This is a genomic window from Eudoraea adriatica DSM 19308 (genome assembly GCF_000382125.1).
GTDB lineage: Bacteria > Bacteroidota > Bacteroidia > Flavobacteriales > Flavobacteriaceae > Eudoraea > Eudoraea adriatica.
Window position 1 is genome coordinate 553116 of sequence record NZ_KB907546.1, and the last position, 19824, is coordinate 572939.

15 protein-coding genes are annotated in these 19824 nt (G+C 37.8%); 5 read left to right on the forward strand and 10 right to left on the reverse strand.

Features of this window, described 5'->3' with window-relative positions; translation table 11 throughout:
- Positions 1-181: 181 nt before the first annotated feature.
- The 6 genes from G504_RS0102710 to G504_RS0102745 all read right to left on the reverse strand — a co-directional run bounded on the left by G504_RS0102710 (position 182) and on the right by G504_RS0102745 (position 9775).
- Positions 182-2173: an alpha/beta hydrolase family protein gene (locus tag G504_RS0102710; protein WP_019668597.1), complete on the reverse strand. Its 1992-nt coding sequence runs from the start codon at positions 2171-2173 to the stop codon at positions 182-184.
- Positions 2174-2492: 319 nt separating this feature from the next.
- On the reverse strand, positions 2493-4148 hold the full coding sequence (locus G504_RS0102720) for a M28 family peptidase (protein ID WP_019668599.1): 1656 nt from the start codon (positions 4146-4148) through the stop codon (positions 2493-2495).
- A 199-nt stretch (positions 4149-4347) separates the two neighbouring features.
- Positions 4348-5121, reverse strand: coding sequence for a DUF6090 family protein (locus G504_RS19055; RefSeq protein WP_019668600.1), 774 nt, complete (start codon positions 5119-5121; stop codon positions 4348-4350).
- A gap of 666 nt (positions 5122-5787) precedes the next feature.
- The gene (locus G504_RS0102735) at positions 5788-8301 is read right to left on the reverse strand and encodes a TonB-dependent receptor (protein ID WP_019668602.1); all 2514 of its coding nucleotides are present in this window, start codon (positions 8299-8301) and stop codon (positions 5788-5790) included.
- Positions 8291-9202, reverse strand: a complete 912-nt coding sequence (locus tag G504_RS0102740) for a FecR family protein (RefSeq protein ID WP_019668603.1) — start codon at positions 9200-9202, stop codon at positions 8291-8293. The genes G504_RS0102735 and G504_RS0102740 overlap by 11 nt, the downstream gene beginning before the upstream one ends.
- A gap of 48 nt (positions 9203-9250) precedes the next feature.
- Positions 9251-9775 (reverse strand): RNA polymerase sigma factor, encoded by a 525-nt coding sequence (locus G504_RS0102745; protein WP_019668604.1) that lies wholly within the window; start codon positions 9773-9775, stop codon positions 9251-9253.
- Positions 9776-9885: 110 nt separating this feature from the next.
- Here G504_RS0102745 and G504_RS19870 point away from each other — a divergent pair, with 110 nt between their 5' ends.
- The 5 genes from G504_RS19870 to G504_RS0102770 all read left to right on the forward strand — a co-directional run bounded on the left by G504_RS19870 (position 9886) and on the right by G504_RS0102770 (position 14668).
- Positions 9886-11682: a hypothetical protein gene (locus G504_RS19870; protein WP_019668605.1), complete on the forward strand. Its 1797-nt coding sequence runs from the start codon at positions 9886-9888 to the stop codon at positions 11680-11682.
- A 36-nt stretch (positions 11683-11718) separates the two neighbouring features.
- Positions 11719-12609 (forward strand): hypothetical protein, encoded by an 891-nt coding sequence (locus G504_RS19060; RefSeq protein WP_019668606.1) that lies wholly within the window; start codon positions 11719-11721, stop codon positions 12607-12609.
- A 180-nt stretch (positions 12610-12789) separates the two neighbouring features.
- The gene (locus G504_RS0102760) at positions 12790-13368 is read left to right on the forward strand and encodes a Crp/Fnr family transcriptional regulator (protein ID WP_169336893.1); all 579 of its coding nucleotides are present in this window, start codon (positions 12790-12792) and stop codon (positions 13366-13368) included.
- A 159-nt stretch (positions 13369-13527) separates the two neighbouring features.
- Positions 13528-13746, forward strand: coding sequence for a YgaP family membrane protein (locus G504_RS0102765; RefSeq protein ID WP_019668608.1), 219 nt, complete (start codon positions 13528-13530; stop codon positions 13744-13746).
- A 208-nt stretch (positions 13747-13954) separates the two neighbouring features.
- Complete coding sequence (locus G504_RS0102770) at positions 13955-14668, forward strand: DUF4382 domain-containing protein (RefSeq protein ID WP_019668609.1); 714 nt, start codon at positions 13955-13957, stop codon at positions 14666-14668.
- Positions 14669-14871: 203 nt separating this feature from the next.
- Here G504_RS0102770 and G504_RS0102780 read toward each other — a convergent pair whose 3' ends face one another.
- From G504_RS0102780 to G504_RS0102795, 4 genes are all read right to left on the reverse strand, one after another.
- Complete coding sequence (locus G504_RS0102780) at positions 14872-16284, reverse strand: ADP-ribosylglycohydrolase family protein (protein WP_240473018.1); 1413 nt, start codon at positions 16282-16284, stop codon at positions 14872-14874.
- A 43-nt stretch (positions 16285-16327) separates the two neighbouring features.
- A complete protein-coding gene (locus G504_RS0102785; protein ID WP_019668612.1) occupies positions 16328-17440 on the reverse strand; it encodes a ThuA domain-containing protein in 1113 nt (370 codons plus the stop codon).
- A gap of 27 nt (positions 17441-17467) precedes the next feature.
- Positions 17468-18307: a sugar phosphate isomerase/epimerase family protein gene (locus G504_RS0102790; RefSeq protein WP_019668613.1), complete on the reverse strand. Its 840-nt coding sequence runs from the start codon at positions 18305-18307 to the stop codon at positions 17468-17470.
- A gap of 91 nt (positions 18308-18398) precedes the next feature.
- Positions 18399-19637 (reverse strand): MFS transporter, encoded by a 1239-nt coding sequence (locus tag G504_RS0102795; protein ID WP_019668614.1) that lies wholly within the window; start codon positions 19635-19637, stop codon positions 18399-18401.
- Positions 19638-19824: the final 187 nt, after the last annotated feature.

The window sequence follows — 19824 nt, forward strand, 5'->3', positions numbered from 1 at the left end:
TTTGCTTACCGTTCGGTCCTCTAAAGAATTTTATCATTGGTTAATGGTTGGTCATAGTTTCTATTCCGAAGCTTCAGCCTAGGATTAATGAAGCACAACAGTTTGAATAAAAGCCTGTTTTAATGGTGTTTATTTTGTGTTAGTGGCCGTTTAGTTTATTGTTTATACAAATTAACTTTCTTCAAAAATGATCCTCTATCCATGATATCCATCGTCTGTATATATCCATTCTATGCACCGGATCTTGTGGAAAATGACCTGGAAGTGGATAGGCTATGAATTTTGTTTCTATGCCATTGTCCTTTAAGTTGTGAAATAATTTAAATGATTGAGTAACTGTTACTCTCTGATCCAATGTATTAGAAAGAATCAGGGTAGGGGTTTTAATTTGGTGTGCATAGGTTATAGGTGATTGCTTGCGATAATTTTCAGCATTATCATTAAGCCATGGTGAACCTCCCAACCCAGAGCCGGACCATACATTTAAATCTGCCATATTATACCAATCAAACCAATCTGTAACAGCAGCTCCAGCAACAGCTGCTTTCCATCCTTGATAATGCGAGGTCAGCCAAACAGTCATAAAGCCGCCATATGACCATCCGGACACAGCCATTTTACTTTCATCAATAAAACCCAATTTCTTAATAGCTTTAACTCCTGCCATAACATCTTTTCCTGGTCCTTCACCAGCATCGTTAATAACCGAACTTTGATATGCTTTACCTAAATTGTTGCTTCCTCTATAATTAGGCTGGAAAACAATCCATCCTTGTGCGGCTAGGGCTTGAGCAAAGAAATTAAAGCTTTCTAATGAAGAGCCCATAGGTCCTCCATGGATCTGCAACACCAACGGGTATTTTTTATCTGATGAAAATTCAGGTGGATAAATTAAAACTCCGTCTTCGTAAAAACCATCCTCACCTTTCCAATTTACTGAACTAACTTTACCTAAATTTAATTGTGAAATAGTATCATTAAATGAAGAAATCTTTTCCGGAATGCTACTATAATCTTCCATGTAATATAATTCCGATGCTTCGCTTGAGGTGGAACCGATAAACACAATTTCATCAGATTGTCCTATATCTATATTATTAAGTGAAGGAATAACTCCATTTGTGTTCAGACTCTTATAATTGCCATCTAGTTGCCCCCTCCATAAGCTTACTTTAGTTTTATCGGGAGCTCCGACAAGGAAACTCTGGTCAGAAAACCAGAGATGACTGGAAATATTACGATCAATATCCAGAATTACATTTTCATTTTTGACGCCATTCAAATTAACCGAAAATATTCCGTGAGGATTAAAAAATGGTTCTTTTCCCATGGATTTGCTATATAAAATGATAGATCCATCTCTGGAAAAAGAGGGATTTGTTGGTACTCCAGGCCCTTTGTCTAGAGTGATAACTTTCTTAGTATCTAAATTAATTAGTTGTAATGAACTGTTTAAAAACTCACCTGAATGCGGTTTGGGCTGTTCGATATAAACTAATTTCTTACTATCAAAAGACCAATTCAAGCTTCCAGAAAAATTGTTGTATCCAACTTCTCCTGACGTTAACTGATATTCATTTTTACCTTCATTGGAACAAATCCAAATGTGCGATGCTACTGCTGCCTCTTTCGCCAAATACCAATCATAGCCAACTTCGAAGGATTTGTTGTGCTTTTCAATTCCTTTTTTTTCTTCTAAAGAGTCCTTTTCAACATAAGCAAAAAAATGACCATCTGGGCTCGATTTGTATGTAATGACCCCCATTTTACTATTCGTAAGCTGTTGAGCTTCCCCCCCTTGAACCGGTAGAGTAAAAATTTGTTGTTTCTTATTGTCTCCTGTAGCTAAGAACGTTATATGTTGGCCATTTGGAGACCATTCTGGCAAACTTACAGAAGGTCTATTGTAAGTAAGTGGCACGGCTTCTTTTGTACTTTTATTAACCATCCATAATGCATTGACATATTCATTTTTTTCAAAGTCAGCTTTTCTGATTATAAGTAATATTTTCTTTCCATCTGGGCTAATCTTTGGGTTACTCAAACTGACTACCAAGTCTAAATGTTCCAGTGTAAGATTAGGCGATTGGGCTAAAACTGTATTGAAGTTTGGAACGACAAAAATTATTAATACGCAAAATATTAGCAGGGGCGTAAATTTTAGGTTTTTCATTTTAAGATGATTTAGATTTTCATAATGGCCACTAACGGTTTTGGCTATGATTCTGTTTTAACTAGCAGCGAGCCCAGCGTATGGTTTCCTGTTTTGCAGGAAAAATTAACGATGGCAGGGCGAAGCTGCTGTTCTTAGAGTCTAAGCTGTTTCTTTGCCTTAAAAATAGGATAAATTTATGAAGGTAGGGGTGGCCAAAATGAATTATGGCCGTTGTTGTGTTTTCGTTTTTATTTTTTCAATTCTTTATCACAAATTTTAATTCGTTGATTCAATAATTCAATAATTTCTAAAATCCGTTTGCTTAGGACTTGAAATTTTATTTTTTAAACTTTTTAAAGAAGGAATCTTCATTCCAAGTTGGTTTTTTTTCTGAGACATTGATGAGATAACTATTCATAAATTGTAATCTCACATATGTTTTAGCAGCATCAAAATTAAACATAGCGTCATGTAATTCATCAGATGGTTGATGATAATGTAGTTTTGTAAATGTATTTATAATAGAATCTAAACCAGTTTCTGAGGTTTCAGTTTTTAAACCATATTTCATGCGTAAGGCAGGAATACCTTCTAATACGAAATTAAAATTATCGCTTCGTACAAACCTAACTTCTTCTGGCATGTGGTCTGGATTTATTTGCAAATTCAACAGGTTTGTAGATCTTTTAACCACTTCCATAATGCTACTTTGTTCAGCACCCAAAGGCTCTACAGATAACAATGGAGCAATTAATGTTGGCATATCTGTATTGACATTGGCTATTATTTTTTCTTGATCCACGGGAGGATTAACTGCTAGGTACTTTGATCCTAATAAGCCCATTTCCTCTGCTGTTACAGCAGCAAAAATAACAGAGCGCTTTGGTTTTGAAGGTAATTTGCTATAAAGTCTTGCAATTTCTAACATGGAACTTATTCCTGAGGCATTATCGTGAGCACCATTATAAATAGAATCACCATCGACTGGTCTGCCAATACCAATATGATCTAAATGTGCTGTATGTACTATATATTGGTCTTTCAGCTCTCCTCCTTCTAAAAGGCCCACAACATTAGCACTTTCAAATTCATTAAATTTCGATAGCACCTTCCCATTTATATGAATTGTATTAGATGGCTGTACTATAACGCTATCATTTTCCTTGTAGTTTTTATATTCTTCAGCAGTGATGCCAGTTAATTTAGATAAAGTTGACCAATTGATAACGCCTCCAAATTTTAAATGAGTGCCATAATCAGTTATTCCTAATGCTTTCCCACTTGGTAATAAAACACTTTCAAAGCCTTTATTCTTCATGCTATTATAAATACTATTAAAACGACTACTTATGTGAGGTTCTATAGTAAACAAAAAGCCTTCAGCACCTAAATTATCTAAGGTTACAATTTTTGTGGCTAAATCACTAAAATAAGCCCTTTCACTTGCTGGTAAAGAGCTTGGGGCGCCCAAAAATATAACTACAATTTTTCCTTTTACGTCTAGGTTTTCAAAGTCGTTAATACCATACTCTGGAGCCTGGATGCAATAACCAGCGATAACAAGTTCTCCTGAAAATTCGGTTAAAACCTCATTGGCATTCCCAAGATAAAAATAATCTTTGCCCACTTGTAAACTATCTGTGTCATTTAAAATCATAAAAGACTGCTCATTTTTAACCACAGAATTTCGCAATGTTAAAGTTTGATAGAAAGTGCTGCCCTCTTTGTCTCCAAATGGTTTAAGTCCAAATTCTTTATATTTATTTGCAACATAAGCCATTGCTTTATCATATTCGGGTGTTCCTGGAAGCCTGCCCTTGAGGCTATCATCTGCAAGTACAGAAATATGATGTCTAATATCTTCAGGATTTACAGATTCTGAAAATTGAGCTAAATTTTCATCGCTTAATACAGTTTCTCTTTTACAGGTTGTAAAAAGAATGATGCTTAAACAAAGAATGAATAATGGGTTATTTTTAAATAAACTTTTCATTGGTCAGTGGTTGGTCATAGTTTCTATTCCGAAGCTTCAGCGTAGGATTAATGAAGGCTAACGTGTTCGTGTATGGTTTCGTTGCGATTGAGAACTAAGTTAGCAAAAAAGGAAGGAAGTGTTAGGATTTCGGCAGAAATCCTTAAGAGTTCATTAAACGTTAGAGCAATGAACTATACACGCTGTTGTGCTTTCGTTTTTATTTTTTTAATTCTTTATCACAAATTTTAATTGTTTCTTCAATCTTATCAATGAGTTCTTCAAACATCAAGATGTTTGTTCTCTGCCCCATTTTTATATCTGCCAAATAACCATTTAATCCTTCCAAGGATTCTAATTTATTTACTAAGTATTGTTGTGTCGGTAAATTGGTTAAATGTCCTTCATATTGTATAGGGTCTAAATTTAAAGCAATTTGTTCTCGAATTTGAGGGTCTAAAATATCTCCCGCTAATCTGCGATAACCTAAATTATTACTATACCATTCTTCATGATTATTTAAAACAACAATCATCTGGCTATGAAATGTGGTGAGATAATCACGTAAAGAATCATTTTTAAGAAGACGGATATTTCCATTATTAATTAACTCATTCCAAACGTCATTCACATATGAAACAGAATTGAGCCAACCTACATGCTCTATTGCCACGGCAAGCGGTTCTGGGTTTGAATAAACAGTGTCTCCTGAAAGGGCACCTAGAAGTTTGTCAACGTTTCCAATTTGAAAGGAACTATAAAGTATTTGGTTGGTCGAACTTTCCAGGTTTTTGAGCATCTCACCTTTTAATCGAGCTATATATTCCTTTTCGAGTCTTCTATCCTTTCTCTCTTCGTTCCAATTGTTAATCTGCAAGGCAATCAAAATTCCAATTACAACAAGTACAATTTCCCCAATTGCGTATTTCAGATACTTCCCTGTTTTATTTTCAAAAAGCAAGTTTTGCCTAATTTTTCTAAAGAATTTTATCATCAGAGGTTAGTTTCAATAAATGTATTATTTTATATTAAGTTGGTAATTTTGAATGCGCCTTTCTTCCCTCTCTGACTATTATTTCAATAATCTCTTCAATGTCTTTTTTTGAAGTCCTGTGGTTCCTTGTAATGCTTTTTCTCTTGTACCTGGCAATTGGATAGCCTCAATGAAGCTATCCTATTTATAAAGCTAAGATATCAAATCCCGGATGTTCATGAACAATCTAAGTGCTGCATGCATAAATATTTTGGTTGTTTTAGGGAGAATTGTATCCTAAAAGGAGTTGAACATGATTTATGCCGGTTGTCTTTCCCAAAAAATTGGTTGCCTTGCTGTTTTTTACATATAGGGGTCAAATTCCCGGCAATCCTCAGTTTTTTGCCACCGGCGCAACACTATTTAATAAACTTGTATTACTAAATTTATTTTCTTTGACAGGATTATATCCGAAGAGATAATATGGGTTGAAACTTTGTTCTTTAAAAATCCAATTCCAGCGAATAACGTATAATTCTTATTTAGTAATTTCACAAAAGTTCCTGAAATAATAATACAAATAGTTTATTACAGCATTCGAAGTTCTATTTACTTAACCCCTTCTAATAATATGATATGCTGAGTATTAGAACGGTGGTAGTTATGGTTTTTTTCCATCTAAAAGGATTAATTGAAAAGGAACTTTATGCTGGCATTTGGTGTAATGCCTAGGGAGGTTTGGATTACTTGTTGTGAATTTCCTGAATTATCCAGTCTGAAAAAAGTATTAATAATATTTTCTCTGTTTAAGAGGTTCCATATGGATATCCCGGCCTGTAAATCAGTTTTGTTACTTAGCCGGGTTGTATAAATTGTTGAGACATCCAATCGCAAATAATCGTTCAATTGATCGGAATTTACTGCAGCATAATTAATATTGCCCTCAACAATTTCATCGCCGGGTATGGGTGGTGTAAATGGTTTTCCAGTACGCCAATTGACCCCGGCAGCCATTTGCAATTTATTGGTAGAAAAAGTAATGCCAGATGAAATGGCATGCGTAATGTCAAAATTACTACGAAATTCAGGTTCAGGTAGTTCTTCAAAACGGTATTGGCTATTCAAATAGCCATAACTCAACCAAATGTTCCAGTCCCGGATTTGTTTTCTGAGCAAGAAGTCCATCCCGTATGTATCATATTGTCCAGAAGTTCTTACAAACTCGTATTGATCCAGGAAACCCTGGCTTTGGGTAGTAATGCCTTTAACCTCTTTAACAAAACCAACGGTATGGACCAGCCAGTTTAATCGTTCATAGCTCAAACCCACTGAACCTTGCTTGCTTTGGATTACTGGAATGTCAGCATCATTTGAAAGCTGCCAGCGCCTTTTTTCCAGCCCTAAAAAGTCGCTTTGAAAGTTGATGACCTGTGATGTATTTTGATGCTTGAACTCTCCAAGTACCTCAACATTGAACCATTGGAGAAACTTTTGGTTAATACTCAGTCGTGGCTCCCAAAGCTGTTTTTGGAATTTATCCAGATAATTGAAGCGTATGCCCGCGTTAACAGATGTATTATTATTGGGCGTTGACCAATCAATTTCTGAAAATATTCCATGTGTTCTCAACACCTCACTTTCCAGTCTGCGAAAGATTGGATCGTCTACATCATCCAAATTGGTGATTTTAGTCTCCACAAAATGATATCCGTTGCGCCATTCGAAGTTTTCATATATTTTATTCTTTACCACAGCACGCACTCCGGTTTCCGAAACTATATTTTCCTGCAAAAAACGCTGCTCTTGTAGGACATTTGAATTAATAGCCCTTAGTTTATAATCAGTTTCATAAATGGAGAACTCGGTGGTCATATTTGGATTCCATTTCCGGCTATAATAAAGGCTTCCGGCGATACTATTTTGGTCAAGACTACTCTCACGAATCTCCTCAATTTCATTGACCAGGGCACTTTCATTAAAAACTACCTCGTTGGCCGTATATATAAAATTGAATCGCAAAAAATCTTTGTCCGTAGGTCGAACAAGTAATCTAAGTGAGGTGTCATAGAAATCGAATTTAATATCCGAATTTGTAATGGTCTCCACATTCTCGGAAATTTCAGTATCCTGGGTAATACGATCAAAATATTCAGAGTAGGTCGGTGTTTCAAAGAAATCGCTTATGGACTTTCTTGCTGCCACTTGAACCGAAGCGTTTTTACCCAATGGCATGTCTATATAGCCGTTGGCATCTATAAGATTGATACTGATACTTCCGTTGGTATCCGGATTGATATTCTTGTCTGTACTCATGGCTATAGTGCCTGAAACCCCATCGGTATAGGCGGCAGAGCTACCATTTTTTTGTAAAGTTACCTTTTGGGTGATATTAGGGTTATACATAGAAATGAGTCCGAAAAAATGTCCGGACTGATACATTTTAATATCGTCCCATAAAATCAGGTTCTGGTCATTACTTCCGCCACGAATATTGATGTTCGATACGGTTTCATCAATACTTTGTATGCCTGGAAAGGCTTGTATGGAAAGTAATACATCCTTTTCAACAAGCCCCGGTAATATTCTAAACTGGTCAAAATTCAATTGAAAGGAACCATTGTCCAACTTGTCTATTCCCTTAATGAGATAGTCAGTCAGTACAATTTCAGGCAATTGTTCCTGCTCAGATACCAGGTGTATATTACCGCATTCCTGTGTATTGAAAAAACGGAACTCACGGCGTATGGCCTTGTGTCCAATATGTCTTATGAGGACAACATCTGAAGTCGTTGCAACGGGTAATTCAAAATAACCTGTATCGTTGGTGACCGTGCCCCGACCATTACTTTGCACTGTGGTGTATGGCAATGGCTCTTGTGTGTCCTTATCACGTATGTATCCACAAAGTTTCAAGGGTCTGGACTTTACAGAAATTACCGATTCAGAAACAAAAACAAAATCCAACCCTGTCTCCTCTTTTAAATAGTCTATGGCTTCTTTCAGTCCCAGGTTTGCCCCGGGCTGTCTGAGCTGTATATCTTCAATTAGTTCTGAAGCATAGTTGAACTGCACCCCATGCTCTTCCTGCAGCTCTGTCAATATGGAAAGAAGTGGCTTGTTTACCTCCGTTTGTTGCCCAAAAATTGATGCGCCATAAAGCAAAGTAATAAAGTAAAAAAATAAAATGAGCTTATTTCTCACGTGGTTTCACCCGGACTTTATTGGTTGGTAAAATAGTATACTCCAAATCCAGAGGTTCGGTAATGGATCTCAGGGCATTATCCAAACCATCATGCACAAAACCTCCGGTGAAAAGTTGTTCAATATTCACATTTTCATATATAATGATTACCCCATATTGTCGCTCCAGTTCGGCAAATACCTGTGCTACTGCAACTCTTTGAAAATCGCTGATATTTTTGGTCCACTGGGGAACATTATACATGTTTTTTCCAATAGTCACAATTCCCTCTATAATTCGAAAACTACCTCCTTGCTCCAATATCTCCTCATGGTCCTCTGTGTTTACTTTTACCGTACCTTCAAAACATCTCACCTCAAAAAAACTTCCTCTTTGAAGGACGTTGAATTCGGTACCAAGAACGCTGACCGTACCTTTAGGGGTAACAACATCAAACTTCGCTCCTATGGCTACATCAAAAAAGGCTTCCCCCTTTAGATTAACCTCCCTTTTTTGGCCCCATCTTTTTTCATTATATGCAATTTCAGATAAGGCGTTTACTTTTACCGAAGAATTATCAGGTAGGATAACAGACACTTTTTCGCCCACCCGTGTATGTATTTTGGTCAAGTTTTCATTGAAAAAGAAATAATATAGCGCAAATCCTAAAACAAAAACACTTGCTATACGCATCAATGGTCTTATCCAGGTTATTTTTTTGACTTTTGTATCAGAACCTTTAAGCCGTACATTTAGTTTTTGGTAATCTGCGACTGTAGAGAATTGGGATGCCCTAAAGGCAGAAGCGTTATCGATCACATCTTTATAAAAAGGGGCATCTTCCAGGGCTTCAAAAGCTTTGGCTTCCTCAGGACTTAGCTCATCAGCCAGCCATTTTTTTATCAAGTAATCCTTGTCCATAAGCACACCTGTTTAATTATATAACAACTTAGTTTGGATTTTTCCTGATTATTTTAGTTTAAATCCTTCCAGTTCATTTTTTAGCACATTAAATGCGGTGTAGATCCTATATTCCACGACCTTTCTTGTAACCCCTAACATTTTGGCTATTTCATCGTGCTTTTTGCCCTCTGCTTTGTTTAACAAAAAGGCTGTTCTCTGTTCATCTGTCAAGGTTGAAAGTACCTTTTGATATTTTTTTAAATATTCTTCTTTCTCCATAAGAAATTCAGGAGATTCGTTGGTATGTTCCTTTGGCCTCACAGCCTGGTATTTTAAGACTACCTTTTGGTGTTTGATTTCATTCAGCATTAAATTATTGGCCACGGTATATAAAAAGGATTTGGCCTTACTAACCGTTACTTTTTTGCAGTTTTCCCATAGTTTAATGAATGCTTCCTGGGCCTTATCATTAGGATTAAGCTTTTCACCATACTTATAATAAAGGTAGTTATGGAGGTCGCTGGCCAATTTGCTGTACAGTCGTTCAAAAACAGAATCTTCGCAAATATCCTTATGTAGATCTTTCTTCAAGTTGCAATGGTTAATCAGCCTCAAATCTATGAAAATAATTTTCTTCAAAAATTTTCAGGAGTTTTGGAGTTAGGGTTGTTCTATATATAAACACCGGAAAATATTTTGATATGAAAACCCCTTTTATACATCTAAGCCTACTTTTTTTAGTATCTACCTTGTTACTTGCTTCCTGCCGGGAAGAAGAATCTGTTTTAATAGAAGGACCGCAGGAAGAAACCCTTAAGGCCAACTCTAACGTTGCAAACCTGTTGCAGAATACTACTTCAAAAGATGGATCTGATGATAACATCCTTGACAACGCGAGTTGCATCAGCATTGAACTACCTGTGACGGTGCAAATTGATGGGTTGGAAATTGTGGTTGATGACACGAATGATTTTCAGACCATTGAGGACATTTTTGACGAATTTGATGATGACGATGATATTCTTGATATAGTCTTCCCCATAACCATTGTCTTAAACGACTTTACCGAAGTGGTCATAACAGGTATGGATGATCTTGAAGTTTTTACCGATGATTGTAATGGTGAGAATGAGTATGATGATGACATTGAATGTGCTGATATAAAGTATCCTGTTACAGCATCTTTATTTAATTCCAACAATGAGGTCATTGACACCATTACCTTTTCCAATGATCAGGAACTATATGAGTTTATTGATGATTTGGATGAAGATGATATTGTAAATGTAAACTTTCCTATAGCAGTAATTCTATATGACGGCACAGAGGTGCAGGCTTCCAACCTTCAAATGCTTGAAACTATTTTAGAGGATGCCAAAGATGATTGTGATGAGGATGATGACAATGATTATAATGATGATGATTGCGACAATTGCACCACAGACCAGCTCTCGGATGTATTGGTAGCTTGTTCTGACTGGAGCGTTGATAAATTAGAGCGTAATGATCAGGACCTGGAAGATTTATACTCCGCTTACCAATTTAATTTTGCGAATGATGGTACGTTAACCGCTGAATCCAATACCGATATGTTTTCGGGAACCTGGGAATCCAATGGTTCGGGCAACAATATTTCCGTTGTAATCAACATACCGAATCTATCCGACTTCAATGCCACCTGGAACCTACATGAAATTGATCAGGATCCCGGGGAAAGTGATATAGATCTTAGAATGGGTGATGACCGTCTGCGCTTTCGAACTGCTTGTAATAGCAATGGCGGCAATGATAATACCGGCATTGATGATAGTGCCCTGGTCCAGGAGCTGACCACAGGAGACTGGTACATAACCAACTATTTTGACGATGTTGATGAAACAGCTTCTTTTGCCGATCTGGTTTTCAATTTTACCACAGATGGTACGGCTACGGCAAACGGGGTTGGAATGACCACGAACGGTACATGGTCTACTTCGGCAGGTGATGAAACCCTTTTGGAATTGAACTTGAATTTTGGACTTACTCCGCCTTTTGATGAGTTGGAGGAAGATTGGGATGTACTTGAAGTAACAAATGAAATCATCCGGCTAAAAGATATTAGTGGGGGAGATGGTACCACAGACTTCCTGACCTTTGAGAGAAACCCTGCAAGTAACGGTACTGGCGGATCAGATTTAAGCACCGTATTATTAGATGGTAGCTGGATTGTCACTTCCTATCTTGATAATGGTAATGATCAAACCAATGATTATACGGCTTTTACATTTTCTTTTGCGGCTGATGGAAGTGTTACTGCAAACAATGGAAGTGTCACTACTGGTAACTGGTCAGCGCAGAACGGGAACAACAAATTGGTGCTGGATTTCGGTGCCACCATCCCCCTGGATGAATTTAATGATGACTGGGATGTTATAGCGGTCTCTGACACACAAATTGAACTACGCGATGTTAGTGGCGGAGATGGAACTACTGATACATTAATTTTTACAAAACAATAATCCTAATACAAATACAATAATCCAAATACAATTACTATGAAAAAGAATATTTTAAATTCCGGAATTTTTGTTGCCTTATTACTCATAATGGCCTGTTCCAGCGACAATGATAATGATGAAATAGCCAATCTGGCCCAATTACAGGCAGACGTTGAAGAAATTACAAATACCGCAATGACCGGTCCATGGGTAATTACCAACTTTGTGGATTCCGATAAAAATGAAACAACAAACTTTAATGGGTATGGCTTTAGTTTTAACAGCGATGGAAGCCTCGTGGCCGATAATGGCAACACTACCATAACGGGTACCTGGTCAGTTACTATAGATGATGATTCTAATGATGATATGGATGACAATTCCGGCGATAGTAGCTCGGATGATGATTGCAATAGTTGTACAATAGATCAACTCACCGATGTGCTGACGGCCTGTGATGATTGGTTCGTAGACAAATTAGAAAGAAACGACAATTCACTAGAAGATAACTTCACAAGCTACAAATTCAATTTCTCGGCAGATGGGACGGTTAGCGTAACCGATGGTTCAGAAAATTATGCAGGTACCTGGGAGGCTTCGGGTAGTGGCAACAGTATTGAGGTTATACTTACGATAACGGATTTGCCTGATCTTGAAGATACATGGACCTTACATGAAATTGAGCTCTACAACGGAGAAACTGATGTAGATTTGAGAATTAATGGAGAAGACAGGCTTCGTTTCAGAAATCAGTGTACCCTGGGCAATTTTAATGGTGGTACATCTACAGGTGAGATTGATTTTAACATATTCTTCGCCTCCCCAGCGGACTTCAATGAACTTTCAGAAGATTGGAACATTGTCTCCTATTCAGGAAATAAAATTGAGTTAATCCATGAGAGTGGAGGGAATGGCGGAACCGACTTATTGACTTTTGAAAAGCAGTAGACCCCGAACTTAGATACCTACCATACCTTCTATTGCCCCGCTATGATAAAGAAGGTTTTCTTAACCGTCCCTGACTTCTGTTCAGGGGCGGTTTTAGTATATTTATCCTAAATAATCTTTATTTATCAAGATTTCCCTATGGATACTGACAACTTAAATTCCTCGTCATACAACTCGGTTTTGAAAAAAATAGCTGAAGCCGGAGAGTTGACAAGCATTGAAAAGGGTACTGAGATCCTGCGGGCGGGACAATTTGTAAAGGTCATACCGCTTGTTCAAAAAGGGTTGATCAAAGTCTACACCAGATATGAAGACCGGGAGCTTTTGCTGTACTATATACAGCCCAGCCAAAGTTGCATCATGTCTTTTTCTGCCAGTATCAATAACGAACCTAGTCAGGTATATGCTGTTACTGAGGAAGATACAGAAGCAATACTTATTCCGGTATCTAAATTGGATACCCTAACCAGGGAGAACCCCCGCTTAAATGACTTCTTTTTTCAACAGTATAAAGGCAGATATGCAGAACTTTTGGATACCATACACTATGTGTTGTTCGACAAAATGGATAAACGTTTGCATCGTCATCTTAAGGATAAAATTGCTCTCAAAGGAGAAAATCCGGTTCAAATATCCCATCAGCAGTTGGCAAATGAGCTAGGAACTGTTCGGGAGGTGGTTAGTCGGGTTTTGAAAAAATTAGAGGGCGAAGGCATGGTCAGACAACAGGGCAATACCATTCAGGTATTCAAGCTGTGACTAAAGTCACTGTACAGCACGATTCTCTTTCCTAATTTTGTTTAGAAAGAAATACATACAGGAAAACAATAAAGCCGTTCTTGTTTTGCATAATCTTCATAACCTTAGTTATAAGGATAGTCTGGCTTGTAAAAAATTGTCTAATTAATATTTAATATTATGAAAAAAAACATGGGGTCTGCGGATAGAATCATTCGTTTTATTGTAGCTGCAATTATTGCAGTGCTATATTTTAAAGAAATAATAGGTGGTACCCTTGGGATAATCCTACTGGTATTGGCAGGTATTTTTGTGCTGACCAGCTTTGTAAGCTTTTGTCCACTGTACGCACCTTTTGGAGTAAGTACTTGTCCTGCAAAAAAGATCGAAGAAAAGTAGCAATATTCCCCTTTATTAAAAATGAAGAGAGCGATTTGTCGCTCTTTTTTTTTTTAGCCTCTGCATATATTTTACAGCCTGTATAACTAAGAAACCGATCTGATGATTTTTGAATTTTTTTCAGGAATTTTTTCGACTCGGTTGTTATATAAATAAGTCCCAAAAGAAAAGCGTTTTAAATCTTACTTATTAACCAAATTTTATTGTAATGAAAAATTCATTTATTATTTTAATGGCTTCGGCCTTGTTTATTGTAGGTTGTTCTAAGGATGACAACGATGATAGTAGAATTCGTCTTTCCCTAAATGCCTTGAATGCCAGCGGCACCACTGCAAAGTCTACCTCTTATATAGGGAAGAACAACGAGAATGTAATTTTTACCGATTTCCGTATTTCTATACGTGATGTAGTGTTCAAGAACGATGACGACCCCAATAGTAATCTGGATACAGACGAAATTCAATTTAGAGGGCCTTACCAAATAGATTTGTTGAATGATGGTGATGCGTTGTCGCAAACTATTGGCGATGTAGTGGTCCCGGATGGCATGTATAAAGAGCTTCGCTTCAAATTTCACAAAGATGAAGACTTACCTTCAACCGATAAATTGTTCGACAAATCAATTTATATAGAAGGAACAATTGACGGTCAGCCATTTATTTTCTGGCACGATACCAGCGAAAACCTGGATGTGGGCAGAAGCACTGGTGTTAAAGTTGCAGGAAATGTGATAAACTTCACTGTAGCGTTTGATATGTCACAATTCTTAAGTTCGTTAAAACAAATAGATTTAAGCCAGGCCTTGGATGGCAATAAAAATGGTATTATTGAAATTTTTCCAAATGATGAAGATGGCAATCAGGATATTGCCGATGACCTAAAGGACAATATCAAAGAAACTGCTGATTTAATCAATAAGTAAATACAAATTTTCGCATTTCAAAAACATCCTTGAGATAATTCTCAAGGATGTTTTTATTTTTAAACCATATTATTTCCCGAGCAGTGTAAAAAAAGTCTTTTTGAATTAGCGAGGGCCAATTTGAATGGTGTTCAGAATTATTATTCAATTTTTTTTGGTAAGAGGAACTTTACTAATTTGAAACATTTGCGTTGATGATTGGCTTATTCTCCGTTATGAGGTATGTACCATACATTTTTTTCCAGATCAACACCCCCGCCCATTTCTTCCTGCACTACCCGGTCAATGATATAAATGCCTTTTTCAGCCATTGCATCAAATGTGTCTAAACCGTCATTCGGGAAGTTTACACGTGTTCTGTGGATATTAAACTTATCCGAAAATGTCCGCCCAAAGGCCTCCTCAACACCTTCCTTGCCAAGCATAAAGCCCAGAAGTCCACCCCAGGTAGCGGTAGGATTGTCAGAATCCCACCCGGCTAAAGCGCCAATCTTAATCGTCTCTTTTATGTCTCCTTCTCCGTATAAAAGGCTAACAATACTGGCACCAAAATTTATTCCTGCTGCAAAGCAACCATTGCAGAAAATATTTTTGGAAGTTATGGTATAGCCATCTTCCTGGTTCACCTGATAACGCTCATATAAGTCATCCCGGGCTTGTTCCCATGGGATATTTTCATCATACTTACCTTTTATAAAATCATACATCTTCGCTGAATAGGAATCATTTGGAAGGTGCTCCCTGGCCTGATTAGCCATCCAATTTATTTGCTCTTTTTTCGAAAGGGTTTTATCAACTTCTGAAGCCAGCGAATACATGATAACATAAAATTCAGAGATCCACTGTGCATTTTCCCGGGCAGTGGTTTGTATGGGTAATTCGGCCATTTTTAATGCAATATCTGGTCTCGAAGGGGCAAAAAGGCCAAATATCTCAGTAGTTAATTGTGCATCTATCATCTCATGATAGTTATCATATATACTGTCTTTCGTAATATTCGGGTCACTTGTTTCAGGTGGTACCGCCCCATTGAGCATCATATCAAGTGCTTTTTGATTCGCCACCCACAAGAAGTTTTCCTCTTCATGTTTTATATGCTTCAACCAGCCTTCTTTAATATGTTTTCCGCTTAACATACTCGTTTTATTGGTATACAATAAATGCTGATACATATATTCAATATCCGTATCATCGTCAGCCCCCCATATCTCATTTTCACCCCTGAATACAAAGTCTATGTTTTCTGATAATTCACTGGGAAGGCCTTCACCCCAGATGCTTGGCTGGTCTGGTTTTTCCCAATCCTCCCTGGTATAGAAGGGCCCGGTTTTTATTTCCCCTATGTTACCAATTTTATCCATTTCGGTTACCAGCCCGGTCCAATTGGCGATGCATTGGCCCAACCAGAAACCATATAATTTGTCGGCATATTCTGAACGCGACATAACTTTGTCTGTTGCTTTCTGAGCGTAGGTATTATAGTCCAGTCCAGGGTCTGTCAATGCATTTTTAACCTGATTAACCTCTTTTTTATTGGCATCCTTACAAGACATGACTCCCAGAACAAATAATAAGGCGGTTCCAATTAAACATAGACCTTTAAGTGAGTTTTTCATTTTAAGTATTTTTCATTGGTTAGCATAACTAAGTAAGCACATTCTATTCAAAATCCTTAACTTTTAATTGTTTATTAAGCCAGTAATCATCATCCCGGAATTCATAAGCTGTGGGTTTAAAATTGCCAACAATTCCTACATCGGCTTTGGCCGGTACCTTCATGTCCATACACCAGAAAACACTGTTAACCAATAGTCTGCGAACCCCTTCGTTAAGCATATCCGTAGCCGCCCCAATGGTAGCAGTAAATACCTTTCCTTCATTACCCCCGGGTATCTGGTAACTTTTTGTCCATGCTATGGGCATCATGGGATCATTAAGCAAGTCGCCATTATCATTTTTTGTTGCCGGAATGGTATCGGCAGGCCTCATCCCATAAAAAAGGTCCTCCTCATCAAAGTCTGCTTTACGTTCTGTGACTTCTCCCAAAATAATGGGCTCTGAATTTCCCGGTAGGGGCAACCTAACCCCATAAACATCCGTAGGCCCCCAGATATCCCCATCTTCAATACCGTTGGTTATAGGATGCGAATGCACTGGATCCGATATAATTCCCCTAGTGCTTTGATGCTTGTGGTGGCCGTGATGTGAAATCCATTTTTCACCTAAAACAAGGCGTCCAAAACCATCGATCCATTCTTTTTTGTCGCCTTCATAACCATTGCTGTAATGTATGTACTTAGAATTTGAATCCGCACTAAAATTAAAGGCATGGGTAGCTGTACGGATTCCTATTACGGGCTTCCCCCTTTTCAAATAATTATCTATGAATTTCATCTGATCATCCGGGAGGGCTCTGAACCTCGTAAAGATTACCATCAGGTCTGCTGAATCCAAAGCATCCAATCCGGGGATGTTTTTCACATAATTGGCATTGATAATCCCAGGCTTTAATGGATCCTGTGCAAATAATACCGTACACCTAAAACCATGTTTGGCGGATAAAATTTTCGCTAATTGAGGTAATGCTTCTTCAGATCGGTACTCTTCATCACCAGAAATTAAGACCACATGTTTAGCTTCAGTATTCTTAGAATTAAAAGTGAGCCATTGTTTTGACGCTACTTCTTCTTCCTCCGAATTTTTCTTTTCTGTCTTTTGCCCGCAAGCGGTGATCAGGAGGCAACCTATTAAAAGAATTAATGTTTTTTTCATGCTTTGCATTTATTAGTAGTACCCTAATCAGCTAGCAATACCTTCTTTGATAAAAGAATACCCCCTGGTGTAGACTTCTTCCATTGGGGAAAAGTCGCGCCAGACATTTATGGCATTTGCAAACTCCGGAATAATTGTACTAAAGGCTTCTATGGTAAGCCAACCTTTATAATCTATTTCATTCAAGGTCCTGAAAACTTCACCCCAGTTTACCTGTCCGCTACCCGGTGTTCCACGGTCATTTTCGCTAATATGTACATGCTTTAAATAGGGCGCAATAGTTTTTATTGCTACAGCCTGACTTTTCTCCTCAATGTTCCCATGGTGTGTATCGTACATAGCACCAAGGCTTGGATGATTTACCTGCTCGGCCAGCGTCTTTAAATCGGCCATTGTATTATAGAGGTAACATTCAAACCTGTTTAAAGCCTCGGGAGCCAGTATTATGTTAGCCTCACCGGCATATATAGCTGCTTTTTGCAACATTTCAATACTCCATTGCCTTTCTTCCTCTCTGGGGGGCTGACGCGTAAAGTAGGCAAAACTGGAATGGAATGGACCACAAATAACCTCTGCATTCAGGGCTGAACCCATATCTATAGACCATTTTAATTTTTCTAAACCGGCTTCTCGAATTTTCCGATCCGGACTGGCAATATTTTCTTCCGGGGCCAGGGATGCCACGCAGGTTATACCCATTTCCATTTTTGAGAAATGATTGCCTAAGCCGGAATAATGTTGTTCATTACCTTCACCTAAAAATAATTCAATCCCGTCATATCCTGTTTGTTTTAAGCTATCAACAATGCCATAGTGCTTCTCTGTAACATGATTAGTCCAGAGCAACATATTCATTCCAATTTTCATTTTAAAAATTTTATAGGTACAAAACAGAAAGAAAACTGCTATCAATTAATCAGACAGCAGTTCCTTTTATTTTAAAACAACAATAAAGAGCCTATGCCACCACGGGCTCCGCTTTACGTTTTTTTATCCAGAATAAGAGGATAGTGAACAATACAATTAAGATGGCGGGAAATAAAACCATGGTACCCAGGGTATCCTGTCCGGCCACTAATTCCAGTTCATCACCAGTAAGACCCATGGCTGCCGCATCTGCTTTATCAGAATCTATCCACTTACCAATTATAGGCTGAAATATGGAAGTTGAAAACATTCCAACCGCACCTATAACAGACATTCCAAGAGCCCCGCTCTTCGGAATTTTATCCGCTGTGAAACCAATCATATTGGGCCAGAAATAAGCAATACCCAGGGCAAAAATTACAGCTGCTACATAGGCCATACCTCCTGTTTGTGTGCTAAAGAGATATATTCCAAGCGTTGCCAAAATTGCAGATCCAAGCAAGACGCCTGTCTGATCAAATTTACCAACTACAACACCTCCAAAATATCTGGCAACTGCCATAAGACCCGTTACCAATGCTAAAATAAGCATGGGTTGTGCGCCACTCTTAGATAAGATTAGCCCTACCCATTGTTGCGGCCCAAACTCTGTTATTGCCGTAAGTGCCATACAAACCATCATAAAAATAAAAAGAGGGGAGAACATAGATTTCAGGTTGCTTTTTATAGATGCAGCTTCCTGAACTTTTGCCTTTGGCCAGGGCTGTCCAAAGAATAAATAAGCATAAACTAAAGTTGGCACTAAAATAACCCAAATTTGAGATTCCCATCCAAAACCGGCATCAGTCATAAATTTGGAAACCAGGCTACCTATTACAATTCCTCCCGGAAACCACATATGAAACCTATTTAACATTTTGCTCATTCTGTTGCCCTGATAGGCATCTGCGATCATTGGGTTACAGGCAGCCTCTGTGCATCCGTTTCCAAGCCCAATTAGTAAGGTGGAAATAAGAAGACCAATATAGCTCCCGGAATAAATGGTCATGACAATACCAACGGCATGGGCGAAAAATGCAAATTGCATAATCTTTTTTCCTCCCACAGTATGATAAATCAATCCGCCTATTACCATGGATATAGGAAATCCTAAAAACCACATTGAGTTAATAAAGCCTAATTGCTCGGCCGATAAGCTAAGTTCTTCTCCCAGTTGGGGAAGAATACCTGCCCTAATGCTAAATGATAAAGCCGTGGTGATTAAGGCAAAACAACTTCCATAAAAAAGTCGTTGAGAATTAATTTTGGGGGCGTTTGTCGCGTTTTCCATTTGTTTAGTTTTGGTTGTTTTACATACTCATATTACGTCTTATGAGCCAGTTTGATTATATAAGATTAATGCCTTTTTTGCTAAAATCATAATTATTTTGCAATTGTCCTATCTGATCTATGAAAAATCCCTTAAATTTTTGTCCGACTGATAAATTTTATTGATAATTGAATTTTAGCTAATTTAG

Bases quoted from the DNA above. Each gene is read 5' to 3' on its own strand.
- G504_RS0102785 (WP_019668612.1), bottom strand. From the start codon at position 17,440: ATGAAAAAAACATTAATTCTTTTAATAGGTTGCCTCCTGATCACCGCT.
- G504_RS0102710 (WP_019668597.1), bottom strand. From the start codon at position 2,173: ATGAAAAACCTAAAATTTACGCCCCTGCTAATATTTTGCGTATTAATA.
- G504_RS19055 (WP_019668600.1), bottom strand. From the start codon at position 5,121: ATGATAAAATTCTTTAGAAAAATTAGGCAAAACTTGCTTTTTGAAAAT.
- G504_RS19870 (WP_019668605.1), top strand. From the start codon at position 9,886: ATGAAAACCCCTTTTATACATCTAAGCCTACTTTTTTTAGTATCTACC.
- G504_RS0102765 (WP_019668608.1), top strand. From the start codon at position 13,528: ATGAAAAAAAACATGGGGTCTGCGGATAGAATCATTCGTTTTATTGTA.
- G504_RS0102790 (WP_019668613.1), bottom strand. From the start codon at position 18,307: ATGAAAATTGGAATGAATATGTTGCTCTGGACTAATCATGTTACAGAG.
- G504_RS19060 (WP_019668606.1), top strand. From the start codon at position 11,719: ATGAAAAAGAATATTTTAAATTCCGGAATTTTTGTTGCCTTATTACTC.
- G504_RS0102795 (WP_019668614.1), bottom strand. From the start codon at position 19,637: ATGGAAAACGCGACAAACGCCCCCAAAATTAATTCTCAACGACTTTTT.
- G504_RS0102770 (WP_019668609.1), top strand. From the start codon at position 13,955: ATGAAAAATTCATTTATTATTTTAATGGCTTCGGCCTTGTTTATTGTA.
- G504_RS0102720 (WP_019668599.1), bottom strand. From the start codon at position 4,148: ATGAAAAGTTTATTTAAAAATAACCCATTATTCATTCTTTGTTTAAGC.
- G504_RS0102780 (WP_240473018.1), bottom strand. From the start codon at position 16,284: ATGAAAAACTCACTTAAAGGTCTATGTTTAATTGGAACCGCCTTATTA.
- G504_RS0102740 (WP_019668603.1), bottom strand. From the start codon at position 9,202: ATGGACAAGGATTACTTGATAAAAAAATGGCTGGCTGATGAGCTAAGT.